The organism is Planctomicrobium limosum (genome assembly GCF_051465645.1).
GTDB lineage: Bacteria > Planctomycetota > Planctomycetia > Planctomycetales > Planctomycetaceae > Planctomicrobium.
Genome location: NZ_CP195790.1, coordinates 2,909,691 through 2,926,574, shown reverse-complemented (window position 1 = coordinate 2,926,574; position 16,884 = coordinate 2,909,691). Strand labels below are relative to the sequence as shown.

At 52.0% G+C, this 16,884-nt stretch carries 13 protein-coding genes; 8 read left to right on the top strand and 5 right to left on the bottom strand.

Features of this window, described 5'->3' with window-relative positions; genetic code table 11:
* Positions 1 to 267 precede the first annotated feature (267 nt).
* Positions 268 to 537 carry a 30S ribosomal protein S15 gene (gene rpsO, locus SH527x_RS10985; RefSeq protein ID WP_437190725.1) on the bottom strand — a complete coding sequence of 90 codons (270 nt, stop codon included), beginning with the start codon at positions 535 to 537 and terminating at the stop codon, positions 268 to 270.
* A 489-nt stretch (positions 538 to 1,026) separates the two neighbouring features.
* Here rpsO and SH527x_RS10980 point away from each other — a divergent pair, with 489 nt between their 5' ends.
* The 3 genes from SH527x_RS10980 to SH527x_RS10970 all read left to right on the top strand — a co-directional run bounded on the left by SH527x_RS10980 (position 1,027) and on the right by SH527x_RS10970 (position 6,313).
* Positions 1,027 to 2,931, top strand: coding sequence for a vWA domain-containing protein (locus SH527x_RS10980; RefSeq protein ID WP_437190724.1), 1,905 nt, complete (start codon positions 1,027 to 1,029; stop codon positions 2,929 to 2,931).
* A 150-nt stretch (positions 2,932 to 3,081) separates the two neighbouring features.
* Positions 3,082 to 4,983, top strand: a complete 1,902-nt coding sequence (locus tag SH527x_RS10975) for a vWA domain-containing protein (protein ID WP_437190723.1) — start codon at positions 3,082 to 3,084, stop codon at positions 4,981 to 4,983.
* A gap of 319 nt (positions 4,984 to 5,302) precedes the next feature.
* Entirely contained in the window at positions 5,303 to 6,313 is a 1,011-nt protein-coding gene (locus SH527x_RS10970) for an aldose epimerase family protein (RefSeq protein WP_437190722.1), read from the top strand.
* Between the two features lie 126 nt (positions 6,314 to 6,439).
* Here SH527x_RS10970 and SH527x_RS10965 read toward each other — a convergent pair whose 3' ends face one another.
* Positions 6,440 to 8,254, bottom strand: a complete 1,815-nt coding sequence (locus SH527x_RS10965; RefSeq protein ID WP_437190721.1) for a c-type cytochrome — start codon at positions 8,252 to 8,254, stop codon at positions 6,440 to 6,442.
* A gap of 59 nt (positions 8,255 to 8,313) precedes the next feature.
* On the bottom strand, positions 8,314 to 9,570 hold the full coding sequence (locus tag SH527x_RS10960) for a hypothetical protein (RefSeq protein WP_437190720.1): 1,257 nt from the start codon (positions 9,568 to 9,570) through the stop codon (positions 8,314 to 8,316).
* Positions 9,571 to 9,795: 225 nt separating this feature from the next.
* Between SH527x_RS10960 and SH527x_RS10955 the strand changes: the two genes are divergently transcribed.
* From SH527x_RS10955 to eboE, 4 genes are all read left to right on the top strand, one after another.
* Positions 9,796 to 10,521, top strand: coding sequence for a metallophosphoesterase (locus tag SH527x_RS10955; RefSeq protein WP_437190718.1), 726 nt, complete (start codon positions 9,796 to 9,798; stop codon positions 10,519 to 10,521).
* 107 nt (positions 10,522 to 10,628) lie between these two features.
* Positions 10,629 to 11,603: a methionyl-tRNA formyltransferase gene (gene fmt / locus SH527x_RS10950; RefSeq protein ID WP_437190717.1), complete on the top strand. Its 975-nt coding sequence runs from the start codon at positions 10,629 to 10,631 to the stop codon at positions 11,601 to 11,603.
* Between the two features lie 65 nt (positions 11,604 to 11,668).
* Positions 11,669 to 12,523: a purine-nucleoside phosphorylase gene (locus tag SH527x_RS10945; protein WP_437190716.1), complete on the top strand. Its 855-nt coding sequence runs from the start codon at positions 11,669 to 11,671 to the stop codon at positions 12,521 to 12,523.
* Between the two features lie 191 nt (positions 12,524 to 12,714).
* Positions 12,715 to 13,893, top strand: coding sequence for a metabolite traffic protein EboE (eboE, locus tag SH527x_RS10940; protein WP_437190715.1), 1,179 nt, complete (start codon positions 12,715 to 12,717; stop codon positions 13,891 to 13,893).
* 296 nt (positions 13,894 to 14,189) lie between these two features.
* Here eboE and SH527x_RS10935 read toward each other — a convergent pair whose 3' ends face one another.
* Entirely contained in the window at positions 14,190 to 14,411 is a 222-nt protein-coding gene (locus tag SH527x_RS10935; RefSeq protein ID WP_437190714.1) for a small basic protein, read from the bottom strand.
* A 568-nt stretch (positions 14,412 to 14,979) separates the two neighbouring features.
* Between SH527x_RS10935 and SH527x_RS10930 the strand changes: the two genes are divergently transcribed.
* On the top strand, positions 14,980 to 15,348 hold the full coding sequence (locus SH527x_RS10930) for a hypothetical protein (protein WP_437190713.1): 369 nt from the start codon (positions 14,980 to 14,982) through the stop codon (positions 15,346 to 15,348).
* Positions 15,349 to 15,436: 88 nt separating this feature from the next.
* Here the strand turns inward: SH527x_RS10930 and glnA are convergent, their stop codons facing one another.
* Positions 15,437 to 16,849 carry a type I glutamate--ammonia ligase gene (gene glnA / locus SH527x_RS10925; RefSeq protein ID WP_437190712.1) on the bottom strand — a complete coding sequence of 471 codons (1,413 nt, stop codon included), beginning with the start codon at positions 16,847 to 16,849 and terminating at the stop codon, positions 15,437 to 15,439.
* Between the last annotated feature and the right edge of the window lie 35 nt (positions 16,850 to 16,884).

Here is a 16,884-nt window from a genome sequence, read left to right as displayed (position 1 = left end):
CACGGGACAGACCGTCTTAGTGCAGTCAGATTCCCTGTGGAGCCGAAAAGCCACAAAATCGGCTCGCAATTCTCAAGCAATTCACCCGAAGGTGGCCAATTCGATCATCTTATGACCGAATTGTGTCTCAAAACTACAATTGCCAAGCCATAGAAAACAGAATGGCCCTGCACGTCCAAAGGACGACAGGGCCATCATTGCATTCATTCCGCTCAGACACAGTGCACGGCTGCCGCCATGCCTTCACGGGAAGGCGATGCCTGTCGTCTACTTGCGGATTCCGAGACGAGTGATCAAGTCCACATATTGGCTTGCGTCTTCGCTCTTGATGTAATCCAGCAGGCGGCGACGGCGGCTAACCATCATCAACAGTCCGCGTCGGCCAGCGTGGTCTTTGTTATGACTACGCAGGTGACCGGTCAGGCTGTTGATTCGCTCTGTCAATACGGCAATTTGTACAGCAGGAGATCCGGTATCATCGGATGATCGCCGGAAGTCGCTGATGAGCTGTGTTTTACGTTCTTTAGTAACTGACATCGCTGTAAGGCTCCCTCGCCTGGTCGCAACCAACGGCGACCCGCATCACAATTAAACCCTCTTGCTTGCAAGCGGGCTACTGTATCAGTTTTGCTTTCCTGTTCAACGCTACTCGCGATAATTTTTGTGATGTCCTCTGTCCTGTTTCTGCATTTGTTCCAGATTTCGATAGAGTTGTGGCGAAGGTTCTATGCGAATTATGCGGTATTACTGATGGTGACCCATATTTCGCTTGGGGCTTGATTCGCAACTGGCAATCACAGGCGAATCTTGCGAGGGTATCAAAGGATGTTGAAATGATCCTTTTGGTTTCGTAAAATATTGGCACAACTAGGTGTCGGTACTTTCGATATTTGGTCCGATGGGTTCCTGTAGTGGACGTGGGGAACCTTCATATGGCATGATGGTTGTGTAGTTCGAGTGGTGTCGGGAAGCTTGGGCGCGGCTTGTTGCGTCGGCGTGATCAGGCGTCTTATGCGGAGTGATCGGATGTCGACCTTTCTATCGAGTGTCAAATCTGACTGGAAGAAAGAGGCGCCGGCCTGGGGCATCAGCCTGCTCTTGAATCTGTCGATCCTCGCGCTCTTCAACTTCTTTGTGATCGAAGCAGGTCGAGTCGAGAATGTCAGCACGATCGTCGGTGACATCACTGATTTGGATCGTGAAGATCAGTTCGAGTTCTCTGAGCGAATCAGTGAAGATCAGGTCGGTTCTGCTGGTGCGATAAACGCACTCCCTCCGAGTCTCTCAGCTGCAACTTCTGTCGGGACCGCAGATGCGACTTCTCAGGAGAAGCTTGAGGAGATGCTGAATCCAGAAATCGCGCAGATTTCTGATGCATCGCTCCCGCGGATCGAAGGCCCGATTAGTGCCACTGTCTCTTTAAAAGGAGGGACTGACAACGTCAGTGGTGGCTCAAATGGTGTTGAAGGGGCGATGGACCGCGTCGCCTTTGAGTTGCGTCAGTCTTTGAAAGATCGAAGAACACTCGTGATCTGGATGTTCGATGCGTCTGGTTCGCTTGATAAAAGACGCGAAGCAATCGCAGATCGATTTGAAAATATTTATAAGCAGCTGAGTGATGGTGGCCCGACAGACGGCCTGTACTCAGCCGTTGTTGCTTATGGCGAAAAGACTGAGATTCTGACACCTGAGCCAATTCAGGATACGAACGCTCTGAGCGAAGTTGTTCGCAAGAAAATCAAACGTGACGATTCCGGCAAAGAGAATGTTTTCGGCGGTCTTCGTCTTGTTTTGGACAAGTTTCGAAACTGGCAGCGATCTTCTGGTCCGTTGAACCGGATGATTTTTATCGTGACGGACGAGAAGGGTGACGATGCGGTTCAGCATCTCGAAGACGTCATCTCTCTGGCCAAGCGGTCGCAGACCAAAGTATACACAATCGGTAACGCTGCCGTTTTCGGGCAAGAAAAGGGCTATGTCCGTTGGGTGTACGACGACGGCACAGAGGATGACATCCCAGTTGATCAGGGACCAGAGTCTGCATTTCCTGATGGTCTCCAGTTGCCCTTTGTTGGAACTCCGGCCGACTGGAAGTTGCGACAGATGTCCTCCAGCTACGGCCCTTATGCTCTGACAAGAGTTTGTGCCGAAACTGGCGGCTTGTATCTCGTGACTGAAGAAAGCCGTGGGTATGCCTTCGAGCGGTCGGTCATGAGACGGTATGCTCCGGACTATCGTCCGATTCGTATTCAGGAGCAGGAGATTTCCCGCAACGCTGCGAAGTCGTCGCTGGTGAATGTTGCCGGGATGACTTATCAGAATTCGCTTCCGACTCCTCAGTTAGTATTCCGCGGTTATAACGACAACATCCTTCGTACGGATCTGACTGAAGCGCAGAAGGGGCCTGCAGAGGCAGTCTTCGCGCTACGACGGATGTACGATGCACTGAAACTGGGCGAACAGTCTCGCGATTCTTTGAAAGAAGATCGCTGGAGAGCCGCCTATGATCTGGCGATGGGGCGTCTTCTGGCCATGCAGGTGAGATATTTTGGTTACAACCAAATGCTCGCCAACATGAAGGTCTCGCCGAAATCGTTCGAAAAGGAGACCGACAACATGTGGCGGTTGGTCCCATCGGACAAGATCGAGAGCGGACCGGAAATGCGAAAAGCTTCTGAACAGGCTCGCGTCTATCTGAAGCGAGTTGTTGATGATCATGCAGGAACTCCGTGGGCATTACTGGCGGAGCGGGAATTAAGTATCCCATTGGGGTGGAGTTGGGTTGCCTTCAGCGAGCCAATTCCGGGATCGAATCAATTGCGGGCGAATGAGCAGGAGGTCGCACGACTCCTGCTGGCGGATGAAGAGCGACGTATGGAAGTGGCGAAAAAACGCCCCGTCGCTCCGAAGCGAAATACTCCAAAGTTATGATGCAAATTTGCCTTCGGTAAGATGCCGAATGGTTATTAAGGTCAGTCGTGTAGCGGGCATTTAATCCGTCGCGCAGACGCTGTTTCCTTTTGATTCACGGACGAAATTTTATTCCGTTTTTTGTGTTGTCCTGTTTCAGGATGTTTGACAATGTTGGAATACTTTCGCTCTGGAAATGCATCTGCGTTTGTGATTTCCGCGCTGATCCATGGCATGGCGCTGCTGGCGTTTTCGTTCTACAAAATCACATCGCATATCATTTCCAATGATAACGTCGTGGTAGAGACTGTTCTGGCAGATGATCGCGCTCAGCAGGAGTTCGATCAGGATCTCAGCCTGGATACGCGAGTCTCTGAGAATCTGTCGATGCAGTCTGGCGGAATGGTCAGCACGGGCATTGGCGGCATGGCAGGGGCCGGCACTGCTTCCATGGCTCAGGCAAAAATCTCAGAATCAGAGGTCATCAAAGGGGCCTCTGATCTGCGTATTGTCACGATTGGGGATATTTCAATTCCCGGTGTCGGAGAAATGGGGCTCGACCTCGGCGAAGGTCATGTGAAAGGTGAGTCCGGTGCGCGTGTCGAAGGATACGGCGTCGCGATGGGGCGTATTACGCAAGAACTCACCAGAATGATGCGTAAGGAACCGGTCATTGTTGTCTGGCTGTTTGATGCTTCTAACAGTTTGAAAGACGACCGCGTCGAGATTCGCAATAACGTCAACAAGATCTACGAAGAGTTGAAGATTGCGGCAAACGAAGCCAAAACCCGAAATCTGAAGTATTCCTCACTGGAAACGATGATTTGCAGCTTTGGGGCTGATGTTAAGGAATTGCTGCCATCACCTACGAGTGATTTGCCGGCGATTCAGAAAGCCATTGACGCGGTTCCGGACGATGAATCCGGACAAGAAAATACGTTCGGCGCAATCCAGAAGGTTATCGACAAATACGGTCCTCAGGCGGCCCGTACAAATCGTAAGCTGGCTGTGATTCTCGTGACGGATGAGACAGGTGATGATTCGGGTCAGGTTGAAGAGACCCTTGCACGGGCGTCACGATTTAAAGCCCCTGTTTACTTCATGGGCCGAGAAGCAATCTTTGGTTACCCCTATGCAAGTCAGGCATGGGTGAGTCCAAATACCGGATTGACTCACTGGATTCGGGTCAGTCGTGGTCCAGAGACTGCGGAGCCTGAGTGCTTGCAGTATGACGGATTGCACGGACGCTGGGACGCTGCTTCGAGTGGCTTTGGCCCCTATGCTCAAGTTCGACTTGCGAAGGAATCTGGCGGGATCTACTTCATGCTTGCCGGACAGGAAAAGAGTCTGGCTGGCCGTGATGCTCGATCGAACCGACGATTTGATGACCTCGCGATGAAGGAGTATGAGCCACCTCTGGTCTCCGCTCGCGAGTACGTTCAGAACCGAGATAAGAGTGAGTTTCGGGCGACAATCTGGCAGGTGATTTATGCGTTGAACCCGCATATCGACAACCAGCTGAATCTGAAGCGAGAACACTGGTCGCCGGAAATTGCCACATTCATCAAGCAGAAGGACGAAAACTTCAGTCGCTGTTTACGATCTCTTGTGAAATTGAACGAGGGAATTGTCCGGTTGCAGAAAGTTGAAAAACTGCGAGACAAGGAACGCGAGCCACGCTGGCGTGCTGCATACGACCTCGTGCTTGCTCAGTTGATGTCCTATCGTGTTCGTCAGTTCCAGTACCTGTTGCTGCTTGATCAACATGCCAAGAATCCTCCAGCGTTTAAGGACGCGAAGTCGAACGAGTGGAACATCTGGCACACGACAAAGTTGTTAGAGCCAACACCGGAACAGGTTCGCGCAACCAAGATCGACATGAAGGAACTGGAAGAGCAGAAGGCTAAAGCCACGGCAATGTATGACCAGGTGATCAAGAATCACCCAGGGACTCCGTGGGCTCAACGTGCTGCTCGCGAGAAGGCTGACGGATTCGGGTACCAGCTAACCGAGCGGTTCTGGGATCCACGATATAACAAGCCACCTCCAGGCGAGAAAATTCCAAAGTTCTAACCCTGATTTCAGGGAGACATGACGGTGACAGCTGATTGCTTGCGATCCGTTCATGTATGTGAATTCACTCTGAGTGAAAATTGGACTGGCAGAAGTCATTTTGCACGTTCAAATATGTTGAACGTGGTCTGGTTGCCGCGTTATTGATGAACTGAGTTTGAATGGAGCAGGTACTGACTTTTGAGTGGCCAGCAAAGCCGTTTGAAGGCTGATAAGCTGGTGGCGTCAGGTTTCCGTTTTTCAAATAGCAGTTTTAGAATTGGCGACCAGATTTGTTCTGGTCGCTTTTTTTATGCACATGGATTCCGAGGGACGGTCGATGTCTACGATGCAGCAGGACTGGGGACGGAATTCAGAGGGGGCAGTCATTTCGCTGTTTACGCTGGAGAATCCATTTCTCCGCGTGCAGGTGACAGATCTGGGGGCGGCGCTTGTTTCAGTTGTCTGCCCGGACTGCAATGGTAATTCCAAGAACGTAGTCGTTGGTGGCGATAATCCCGAAACCTATTCGGAGAACTCATCGTACTTAGGGGCAACGGTCGGTCGCTTTGCCAACCGGATTCGCTCGGGCAAATTCTGGCTGGATGGGAAAGAGTTCACTCTTCCGATCAACAACGGAAAGCATCATCTTCATGGTGGAACCAAGGGGTTGTCTCGTCACTTGTGGGCCTCACAAATGGGTGAGAACTCTGTGACGTTCACGACATCCAGTCCAGCGGGAGAAGATGGTTACCCTGGCCGGCTGGATGTTTCTGTTACCTATGGAATCGATAATCATGTTCTGTCAATTGACTACAGTGCTCGGTCTGATGCTCCAACCGTCGTGAATCTGACGAATCATGCTTACTGGAATCTGGCAGGGGCAGGAAATGTCCTCAATCATCAACTTGAGGTCTGTGCAGATTCGTACCTTGAAGTTGATTCAAGCATCCTTCCAACCGGGAACATTCTGGGCGTCGCAGGAACAGCATTCGACTTCCGTGTCCCTGAGTTTCTCGGGAAAGCGATCGAGCTGACCAATGGCGGGTATGACCATTGTTTCGTCGTGCGTAACTGGGATGGCTCTTTGAAACTCGTCGCACGTGCAGCTGATCTTGACTGTGGCCGCGTGATGGAGGTTCATTCCACCACGCCGGGCGTACAACTCTACACCGCGAATCATTTTGACGGTTCTTCTCAGTGTGGGAACCATCAACGGCACGAAGCGTTTTGTCTGGAATGCCAGCATTTTCCTGACTCGCCAAACCAGATGGAATTCCCATCTACGGCGCTTCGGCCCGGCGAAGAGTACCGTCAGCGAACCGAACACCGGTTCTACACCGTCCGCTAGATTGTTCGGTTTCCGATTGTCGAAGAGGTTGGAATTCAAAGGCATCAATACGAAGCGGACAACGTGTGCCTGAGTACACATTGTCCGCTTCGTTGTTTCCCTGATTGTGTTGCTCTGTCGGCTGTGTTACTTCGCTGACAAGGACTGCATCTTTGACTCATCTGGCAATTCATAAGGCAGAGCCTTCATGAATTCCACTAGGTCCTTGATTTCGTCTGGTTTCAGGTGACTTGTTTTTCCGTGTTTGTCTTCCGGATTGCAGGTTGTCAGCACTTCCTCCAGTGTCTCGGCTTTTCCATGGTGGAGGTAAGGGGCAGTGCGGTAGACCCCCAGGAGTGTTGGAGTATCGAACGTTGGTCCGATCAGTTCGGTTGGATCGTCGTTTCCGGTTCCAACGTTGTGCATCTTCTGGTCTGAGTAAACTGCAGTCGAATGACAGGTTGCACAGCCTACGGTTTCGTTGAAGAAGATCTCTTTGCCGCGTTTAGCCGATTCGGAAATTCCCTTCTTTGCGTAGGGGCTGAGCTTGAAGGGGTGCGAGTTCGCGTAGGCGGCGAGTGCATCCAGTTCTTTTGACTTGCCTGAGTTTGGCTCTGCGAGCGAGTCATTCACTCGACCACGAATCAGTCCCCGACCCTGCATGAGTGGAGACCGGATCGTGTGTTCAAAGTCCTGTACTTCGTCACGATCGGCAGACCAGTGAATCGGGTGTGTCCACTTCACTCCGAAGAGTGCCTGAGTGTTTCTTAGACCTTCAGGCTGCTGCCATGTCCGGCCATCGGAGTCGCCATCAGGGTGACAACTGGAACATGAAATCCACCGCTGCATGCTCATCGGGCTGTTTGCGGAGTAAAAGAGTTTCTTTCCGAGCAGGACTTCATCGGTGTCTTGCCACTTTGTGACCGTGAAGGACCGCTCCTTCTCGTTTGTGCGGGTGGAGTATTCGTCGACGGTGAAATCGAGTGCGTTGTAGATGTAGAAGTGGCGATTATCAGGAGAGACTTTGACTGCTCTTGGATTCGCTCCAATTCGGAGGAGTGCAGCGAATTCCACTTCCCGATAATTATCGTTGATCAGGTTGCAGACAAACATGTCATTAGTGCCGCTGAAAATGATGTAAAGCGATTTGCCGTTGGGGGAAATGGCAACTTCCCACGGGTTTGCAACGACATAGACGCGATAGAACGAATCCATCTGGACCCGTTTCCTGCGTTTGCCTTCCTTCGAATCGGTGTCGATGATCGACAGGTAGGGAAAGATGGACCCGGCTCCGTGTTGCACATCTGTCATCGACTGCTGGAGCGGCACATAGGCTTTGTCCCAGCTGGGAAGAATGGTGATCTGTCTGGCAAGATTCTCTTGAGAGGATCCCTTCCATTCATCGACAACCTTACGGGACTTCACGTCGACCGCTTTCACGATGCCGGTCTGGTACTCGGTAACCAGTAACTGACCTGACGATTTCAGAGCCAGCCCGCGAACCAGTTTTCCGACGGGAATGGTACTCAGGACCTTGTTTTGGATCGGGTCGAGTTCGATCACCTGCCCGGGGTATTCAAGCGTGGCATAGAGACGTGTTCCGTCAGGTGATGAAATGACGGAGTACGGTTCATCCAAGACTTCGATGGTGGATGTGATCTTCCCCTGATCAGCATCCAGAATGCGAATGACGTCGTCAGCATAGACGGCGACCGCGATTTGATGGGTGTCTCCGATGAAGGTGACCCCTTCAGGATGCTTTCCAACGTTGATCTCGGATTTCACTTTACCCGTGTGAAGGTCAATCACGGTGACGGTTCCGCTGTCTCGATTCGAGCAGGCGAGCAGTGTGCCGTCGGTTGAGAGATCCATCAAACTGTTTGATTGGCCAGCGAACGCGTGCAGGCCGACGTGCAGAATGAAGATCGTAAGTGCGAATCGAAAGAATTGCACAGTGAACATGCCGTGTCCTCTTTGGTCATCCATGATTGAATGTCGAAGTTCTGTCGCAGAGGCTGAGGTCAGTATGATGCCAGATTTGATGTTAGTTTTTCCAGCACGAAAGCGACCGTCGGCAGCGATGTCGAAATTAGCGGTCGCATTGGCAAGGCAACATCGTCCAGGCGGTAGATTGTATCGTGGGTGTGAATCCCGTCGACAGCGGTCTTGATGTGCACTGTTGGAATGAGCCAGTTGTCGTCTGGCGGACACCCGGTGCCGTGCGGATCGATGAAAATTGTCGGGATCTGTGTCAGCCACATTTTTGCTGGTTTGCTCAGGCTGGAAAGCGTTCGGCTTCCGAGAATGACAGCGCAGTCGACGTCGTGACGTTGCAGTAACTCGTTTGCTGAAAATTCCAGTGGGGAACTTTGAGGAGTGCTATTCCGAAAATTGACTGCGGACGCGAATCCAGTCTGCCATGCGAGGACGTTTTCGATGCCCGGCGATGTTAACGGACGTGCTGTAAAACGCTTACTTCGGCACAATTCCTCGACGAGTTGATACAACGCGGTGACTGTCGGCGCTGGTGTTGATCCTTGTGCCAGTCCTTCGCCGAGGAGGATCACGCCGTACTTGCAGTTCCGGATGGACTCAATGAGCCTATTGAGAAGGTCTGCATTCAGATCGCCCGGGAAATTTGCAGGAAAAGGGGCATCTGTTGAATTCTGACGAAGTGTCGCTCGAAGGAACTGAGTCAGGTCGAGATTGCGGTTCGTCGGAAAATGAAGGAATTGTGGAAAGGCGGAGCTTGTTTGGGTGGGAGAGCCGTCGATGACGAACACGTTTTGTGAATGAGCCGAAATGCCAAGCCGTTCGAGCAGTCGAGGATGAGAGGAAATCGGGTCGGCTCCCCAGATGATGATCAGATCTGCCCGTTGTCGAATTTCTCCAAGCGTGCATGTTGAAAGCCCCACCTGCTGAAATGCCAGGAGTGAGGCCTGCTTGAGTTTCGATCCGCCGCCGTCGATTGTTCCTCTGATCACTTCCGCCAAACGAATCGCTGCACGATGACTTTTTGTTCCCATCCCGGACATTCCGAAAAGGAGGGGAGAGCGGCTTTCTTTCAGAATCGTGGTTGCCTGAAGAATGGCTTCGTCGAGGAGGCAGGGGCTCTGACGAAGTGAGGCTGTTTCGACTGGCGGGGTGTTGATTTGGTGGAGAGCGCTGACCGTGGCGGCGCAAGCGGGGCCATGCAGGATCAGTTGTCCTTTGCTGACCTCAATCGTCAGATCATCACAGGTGCAGTTGCAGAACGGAGAGACGACGTTTTTTCTCATAAGTTCACGAAGTCTCTTGTCGCTGTCGATTCGTACTGCTTTTGCCGGATCATGCATGAGTGATTATTTTAGCTGGAATTCATCTCCCATCTCAATGTCTGAAAAGAAGTTGAGAGAATTTGGCTGAGTAGGAATTCCCGATTGTCTTCAGATCGATAAAATGTCAGTAGGTCCGCATGCAGAGTTGTTGGGCAGATGGACCCACTTCAGCGTGAGAACGTTACGATGTCGAAAATTGCCTTTGTGTCGGACTTGCATCTGTTTGCAAAACGCTCTTCCGCCGATGATTATTTTGATACGTTGGTCAAAGCTGCAAAGTCGTCAGATGAATTGATTCTGGGCGGCGACATTTTTGATTTTCGCTGGTCGATTCACCCGACCCCGGAGGCGACTGCAGATGCTGCGATCGCGTGGCTTGATGAATTGATCCGGAACGCAAAAGGGACTCCGGTTCGATTTATCTTCGGAAACCATGATGATCATCCGCTGATGCATGAACGGTTGCCTGATCTGAAGCAGATTCATGACGCCTTTGAATGGGACCGTTATTTTCATCGCAAGGGAGACACTCTGTTCCTGCATGGCGATATTGCAGACAGCAAGAATACGACGGCCGAGCGACTCGCGAGTCAGCGTGAGATGTTTGAACATGGTTCACGTTCCCCGTTTCAGCATCAGGTTTATGGGCTTGCTGTTCGTGCCCAATTGCATCGAATCGCTCCACCGGCGGTTTATCCAAAGAAGCGGGTCGCGAAGCGGATCTTGAGTTACCTTGGCCATATCAGTCAGGGACCGGAAACTGGAATACGCCATGTCTGTTTTGGTCATACGCATCGACCAATCAATGATTACAAGATCAATGGCGTGACATTCCACAACTGCGGTGCACCGATCGGGGCAAGTAAGTTCCGTGTCGTTCATCGTGACGTTTCCCCCATTGCAACACACTGACGATTGTTGCAAGATTCGCGTCGATTGCGTTCCCGGCAGAGAGTCGAAGGAATCGCAAGGCGGCGAAGACGACTCCATTTTAATCTGATACAGGGAACGTGGTACGCATGCGTGTGCTGTTAATGGGAACCGGGGAATTTGCACTGCCTGCGTTTAAGCAGTTGATGGAATCTGCTCATGATGTCGTTGGATTGGTGACTCAACCGGATCGAGTCGGAAAGGGGCATCATCAACATGCCAATCCATTGAAAGAATTGGCGATCAGTCGGCAAATCCCTGTTTTTCAGCCGGATAAAGTCAACACGCCTGAGTCACTCGATCGCCTTCGTGAATTTCAGGCAGATCTGTTTGTCGTTGCGGCATACGGACAAATTCTGTCGGCAAATTTGCTTTCAATCCCACAGCGAGGGGCAATCAACCTGCATGGTTCGATTTTGCCAAAGTATCGCGGAGCAGCACCGATTCAGTATTCGGTTTGGAAGGGAGAGTTGGAAACCGGAGTGACGATCTTTCAGATCGAGCCAAAGCTGGATGCAGGGCCGATTCTGGGAGTGTTCAAAACTCCGATCGGGGCCAAGGAGACAAGTGGTCAGTTACACGACCGTCTGGCGCAACTTTCAGCACCCTTCACTCTGCAGGTGTTGAATGAAATGGAACAGGGAACAGTGGCACATGCAGTTCAACCAGTCGAAGGCGTGACAAAGGCGCCGCGGTTGAAGAAGGAAGAAGGACTTGTCGATTGGTCGTTGCCCTCCCGAGAACTTGGTTGGCATATCAGGGCAATGCAGCCTTGGCCAATGCCATATTCGTTTCTGAATGTTCCCGGTAGAAAGCAGCAGCGCGTTCTGATCCTCGACGTTGATCCGGTGCCCGCCTCAGAAGAGTTGCCGACAACTCTTCAACCTGGGGAAATTCAGGTTAAGAATGGTGAGATCCTTGTGCGGATTGGAAGTGAATCTGCTCCGGAATGGGTGCGAGTCAACACGATTCAGCCTGCCGGTAAACGGGCGATGAATGCAGCGGACTTCCTGAGAGGAACCGATCTCACCGGAGCGAGTCTGGGGGCAGAGATTCCGGTGTAACGGCATTGTCTCATGCCTGTTTGTGGTTCAGCTTTCCTTGAATTCGGTTTCGTTTTGCGGTTTGCATGGTTGATTTACAACAGTCGGAAAGCATGCCTGATGAAGTGCATGTCGGTCAGTCACAACTCGTTGCCGACTGTCTCGCGCTGATTCGAAAGCAGTGGTCCGGAGTTGCACCCGTCGGCATTGTTCTTGGAAGCGGCCTGGGGCAATTTGTTGACTCAATTCAGGTCGAGTCTGCACTGAGTTTTCGTCAACTGCCGGGGTTTCCGCAGCCAACTGCAGTCGGCCATGCTGGTCGACTTGTGTGTGGAATGAGCGGAACAATTCCAGTTGTAGTATTGCAGGGCCGCTCGCATTTCTACGAAGGATATCGTTGGGAGCAGGCGACCTTCCCGATGCATGTATTACATGGGTTGGGAGTCCGCACGCTGATCCTGTCATGTGCCGCAGGAGGTCTGGCTCCTGGCATGTCTGTTGGCGATTTGCTGATCATCGAAGATCATCTCAACTTTAACATGCATCGTGCTCAAGTGCCGGGGTGGTTGGCAGCCACTGGAAGAGCTGGTGGGAGTCCGTTCTGTCGGAAACTGGTCAACCAGCTTGACCACATTGCTTCCGCGAAAAAGATCCCTGCCCGGCGTGGAGTGTATATCGGAGTTACCGGTCCGAATTATGAGACGCGCTCTGAGCAACGCATGTTTCGCGAATGGGGCGATGCGATCGGCATGTCGACAATCGCAGAAGCGATCGTTGCTCATCGATTGGGAATCCAGACGTCGGGGATTGCGATGATTACGAACCTCTGTGACCCGGATTCTCCTTCCGCAGCCAGTGGTGATCATGTCGTTGAGGCCGCGTCGCGTGCCGAGTTTCGCTTTCGTGAGCTGGTGACCACTCTTGTTCAGCAGTTGGGCTGAGTTTGATTCTCGTGAGTGTTCTGTTAGGTCACTCGTCACAGAGGTGCACTTCCACAAGCAAACCGGTTGTGAACCTGATATCTTGGCACTGCAGAGAGGTCGGTGGTTCGAGTGTGCCTGTGGAGTCGCGGTAGAGTGGTTCAGCAGGATAATTGCTTGCTGTTTGTGTTTTGGAAGCGTCTGGAATTTGTATGTCGCTGAGTACGTTGCCATTGAGTTATTGCACCAACGTTCACCCGGGAATCACTGTTGATGCAGTGCTCGCGGGGCTTCAGGAACATACCGTTGAAGCAGCCAGAATCTTTGGCAAGCGGTTGGCAGCAGGGCTTTGGCTGTCATCTCCCGTGATCAATGAGCTGAACTCATCAAACGGGGGGATCGAACGTCTCCAGGCGGTTCTCGCCGACAACCAGTTGATCTGCTATACGCTCAATTCATTTCCGTTTGGTGATTTTCACAGCGAACGCGTCAAGGAACAGGTTTATTTGCCGGATTGGTCCAATCCGGAACGTCTCAAGTACACGACTCAATGTGCGTCGGTTTTAGCGCAATTGATGCCAGTCGGAGTCGAAGGAAGTCTTTCGACAGTTCCGCTGGGCTTTAAAGAACGCCAGTACCCAGCTGATTTTCGCCAGCAGTGTATCGCTCAGTTGCTTGAACTGGCTCGCTTTCTCGATGACATGCATGATGAATCCGGGCAGGTGATCCGTCTGGCGATCGAACCTGAGCCGTGTTGTGTTCTGGAGACGACTCCTGAAACGCTGGCGTTTTTTGATCAGCTGTTTGCTGCCGCCGAGTCCGCAGGTTTGCTGGATGCTGTGCAGCGCCATGTCGGAGTTTGTTACGACATCTGTCATCAGGCTGTTGAGTTTGAGGACATCCCGGAATCAATTCGCCAGCTTGCTGCCGCTGAGATTCGCATCAACAAGGTGCATATCACCTGTGCAGTTGAGTTGAATTGCGTTCAGGGGAATGAACTGGGGCGCAAGCAGTTGGAGGGCTTTGTTGAACCGCGCTATCTGCATCAGGTCTTTGCGAAACAGAAGACTGGCGGGATCGTGTCTGTCACTGATCTCACCAAAGAGCTTTGCGAACGACCTTCTGCCGAATTTGAACAGGCAAGTGATTGGCGAATTCACTTCCATGTGCCGGTACACATCGAGGAGTTGGGGGCACTTCGGACGACGAGACATGAATTGAAGCCAGCTTTGCAGGCTGTTTCTGATTTAGTCTATGCCCCGCATCTTGAGGTGGAAACATACACCTGGGGTGTCTCGCCCGGTCAGTCACCAATGCCACTTGCGGATGGGATTGCCAAAGAATTGACGGCAACTGATCATCTGCTGGCTGAAATTCGTTCCAGCCTGTGAGTTTGGGAAGAGGCCAACGTTGCCAGAATAGCGCGCAGGAAAAAACACCGCCGGATCAACAGATGATTCGGCGGTGAAATTATTGAGCGTCGGCAGATGAAGAATCGGTCACGCTCGAGTGCGCCGAATTCCGGGAGAACATTCGCATCAAATTGAGGTCGAATGGACTCGCACCGAAAATGGGGCAACTCGAAAGCCATTGCAATACGCGATTTTATAAAGCGCATAAGCAAGGGGATTGGGCAGCTTTAAAGGTTGAAACTGCCCGATCGCGACCGTAAGTTCTGGTTTCAGAACTACTTCTTTTTCTTCTTTGTATCTGCTTCTTCTTCCTTCTTTTCTTTCTTCTTCTTACCAACGACAGCCTTTTGGACGCGGGTCTTTGGCAGACCGAGTGGGCTGGTGGCGTCCGTCCAGCGATCGTCTTCCTTCATAATGAGGATACGTTCATCGCGTTTCAGAACATTTCGGGAGCGGCTCAAACGGCTGCCCCGTCGCAGACTTTTATCAATAGCCATCGTAATCGCCTAAACACCAATGCTTTACGGCTGTTTATGCCAGATTTTTCCACTTTGGGACAGAGCAGTTTATCGAAGGGCCTTCCTGAAATCAACAAAGGAGTCTCCGGAACTGCTCAACGTCACTTTCGGACGGAAGTGACGGGTTCCATTAGACTTTTGTGCTTCTTGGAAGTCCACTACTCTGGAGTTCCGTGCTGAGAATATGGGGAAAATGGTTTGGGATGCAATTCAGATCGCGTCGCTGTAGGACGCGACTTTTGAACCAGTGCCAGGCACGAGGAGTTATTGGTAAAATGAGTTCGACGGGTGCCCGACTGTCTGATTCTTTGCGAATGGACCGGATTCGTGCACCAGCGGGATACTCGACCTGACGTCGGTGTGCAGTGTACTCTTTGTAGCGGTCCGCATTTTAGGCTGCGTCGCAATTGGGCTTCAGGCAGAGCAGGTCCCGATGATGGGTGCGATTGCTGGTTCGAATGCAGGTGCTGGCGGGGATCATGGCTGAGCTTATTCAGTCAATCGTATTGGCAACGTTCGTTCTACTTTATTCAAAATGGCGGAAGCTGTGTCACCGGAAGAACTTCAAGCATTTATTCTCGATCGGGTTGACGCGATTGTTCTGGAGTGTGAGGAGAAGAATCGCCCTCTGGAAGTTGATCCAGCTCGTAATGACCTGTTCGAACTCTTCGTTAAAGCGGATGCGGCCGGTTTGACAGGTGATGACGCTGTTCCGGACCTGAGTGCAGACGGCTTGTGTGGTGTTCTGTCGGAGCGTTGGGGGTTGAAAGCAGCAGCACAGCAGTCTGGCGATGGGCAATCGGCACTCACCCGCGAGCATATGGCAAGAATGCGCAGTCTTTGGGGAGTGATGCGAATGTGGATGGAATGGACCTATGCGTGGCAGCGCTGGTCGGAATTTCACTCAAAATCATAGTTTTCGAGCGAGTTGTAGAGGTGGCTCTGCTGCGTCGCGAATCGAAAAGGCCGACGAGTGAAGGTACTCGTCGGCTTTGGCTTTCAGTCTACATGTCGAAGTACATGGCGAATTCCCACGGGTGAGGGCGCTCTCGCAGAGCGTTCACCTCGTTTGTTTCCTTGTATCGAATCCATGTATCGATCACGTCTTCGGTGAAGACGTCGCCCCGTAAGAGAAATCCTTCGTCTTCTCTCAGTGCGTTGAGTGCTTCTTCCAGTGACGATGGGACTTTTGCAAAGTCTGAGAGTTCGTCTGGAGTGAGATCGTAGATGTCTTTGTCCAGTGGCAGCCCCGGGTCAATTTTGTTCTGAATTCCGTCGATGGCAGCCATGAGGACTGCGGACATCGCCAGATACGGGTTGCACGTTGGATCTGGGCAGCGGAACTCGAATCGCTTTGTGTCCACTGATGTTGTGTGGACTGGGATTCGAATGGCGGCTGATCGATTTCTGAAGCTGTAAGTTTGGTTCACTGGCGCGTCGAAGCCGGGAACGATTCGCTTGTAGCTGTTGGTTGTTGGACAGCAGAACGCAAAAAGTGCTGGCACGTGCTTCAGGATGCCGCCCATTGCGTGTGTTGCCAACTCGCTGAGGCCGCCATAGCCGGAGCCAGCGAATAAGGTTTGGCCAGCTTTCCAGAGTGAAAAGTGCATGTGCAGACCGGAACCGTTGTCGTTCCAGATCGGCTTGGCCATGAAGGTTGCGGTTTTGCCCGTTCTGGCGGCGACATTCTTGACGATATATTTGAATCGCAAGAGATTGTCGGCTGCCTGAAGAAGTGGCTGATATTTCAGGTCGACTTCACATTGCCCGGCTGTCGCCACTTCGTGGTGCTGGCCGCCTACTTCAACGCCACATGCTTGACTGACCAGCATGATCTCGGTGCGCAAGTCCTGAAGGGTGTCGCTTGGAGGCATCGGAAAATACCCTTCGCGACGACGAATCCGGTATCCACGATTCGATTCTCCGCGACTCAATCCCCGATTCCATTCACCCTCGATGCTGTCGATATGGTAGTAGCTTTCGCGTTCGTTCTGGTCGAACCGAATGTCGTCGAAGATGAAGAATTCAGGCTCAAGTCCGAAATTGGCAATGTCTGCGATCCCAGTCGACCGCATGTAGGCTTCTGCTTTTCGTGCGACATTCCTGGGGTCGCGCGCATAGTCTTTACGGGTGATGGGGTCCTGAATATTGCAGGTCATCGTCAGTGTCAGCTTCATGAACGGGTCGACAAACGCCGTTTCAGACTGCGGAACGACGAGCATGTCGCTCTCGTTGATAGCCTGCCATCCACGCATCGATGATCCGTCGAAGGTGAGGCCGTCTTCAAAGCTGTTCTCCGTCAGTGCGTTGACGGGGATAGTGAAGTGCTTCTGCGTGCCGGGGAAGTCCATGAATCGCAGGTCAATTGCCTGGATTTCGTTCTGACGGCAAAGCGCCAAAACTTCTCGGGGAGTCATGCAGTCGTCCTGAGATTCTGGATAAAGGGCGATCG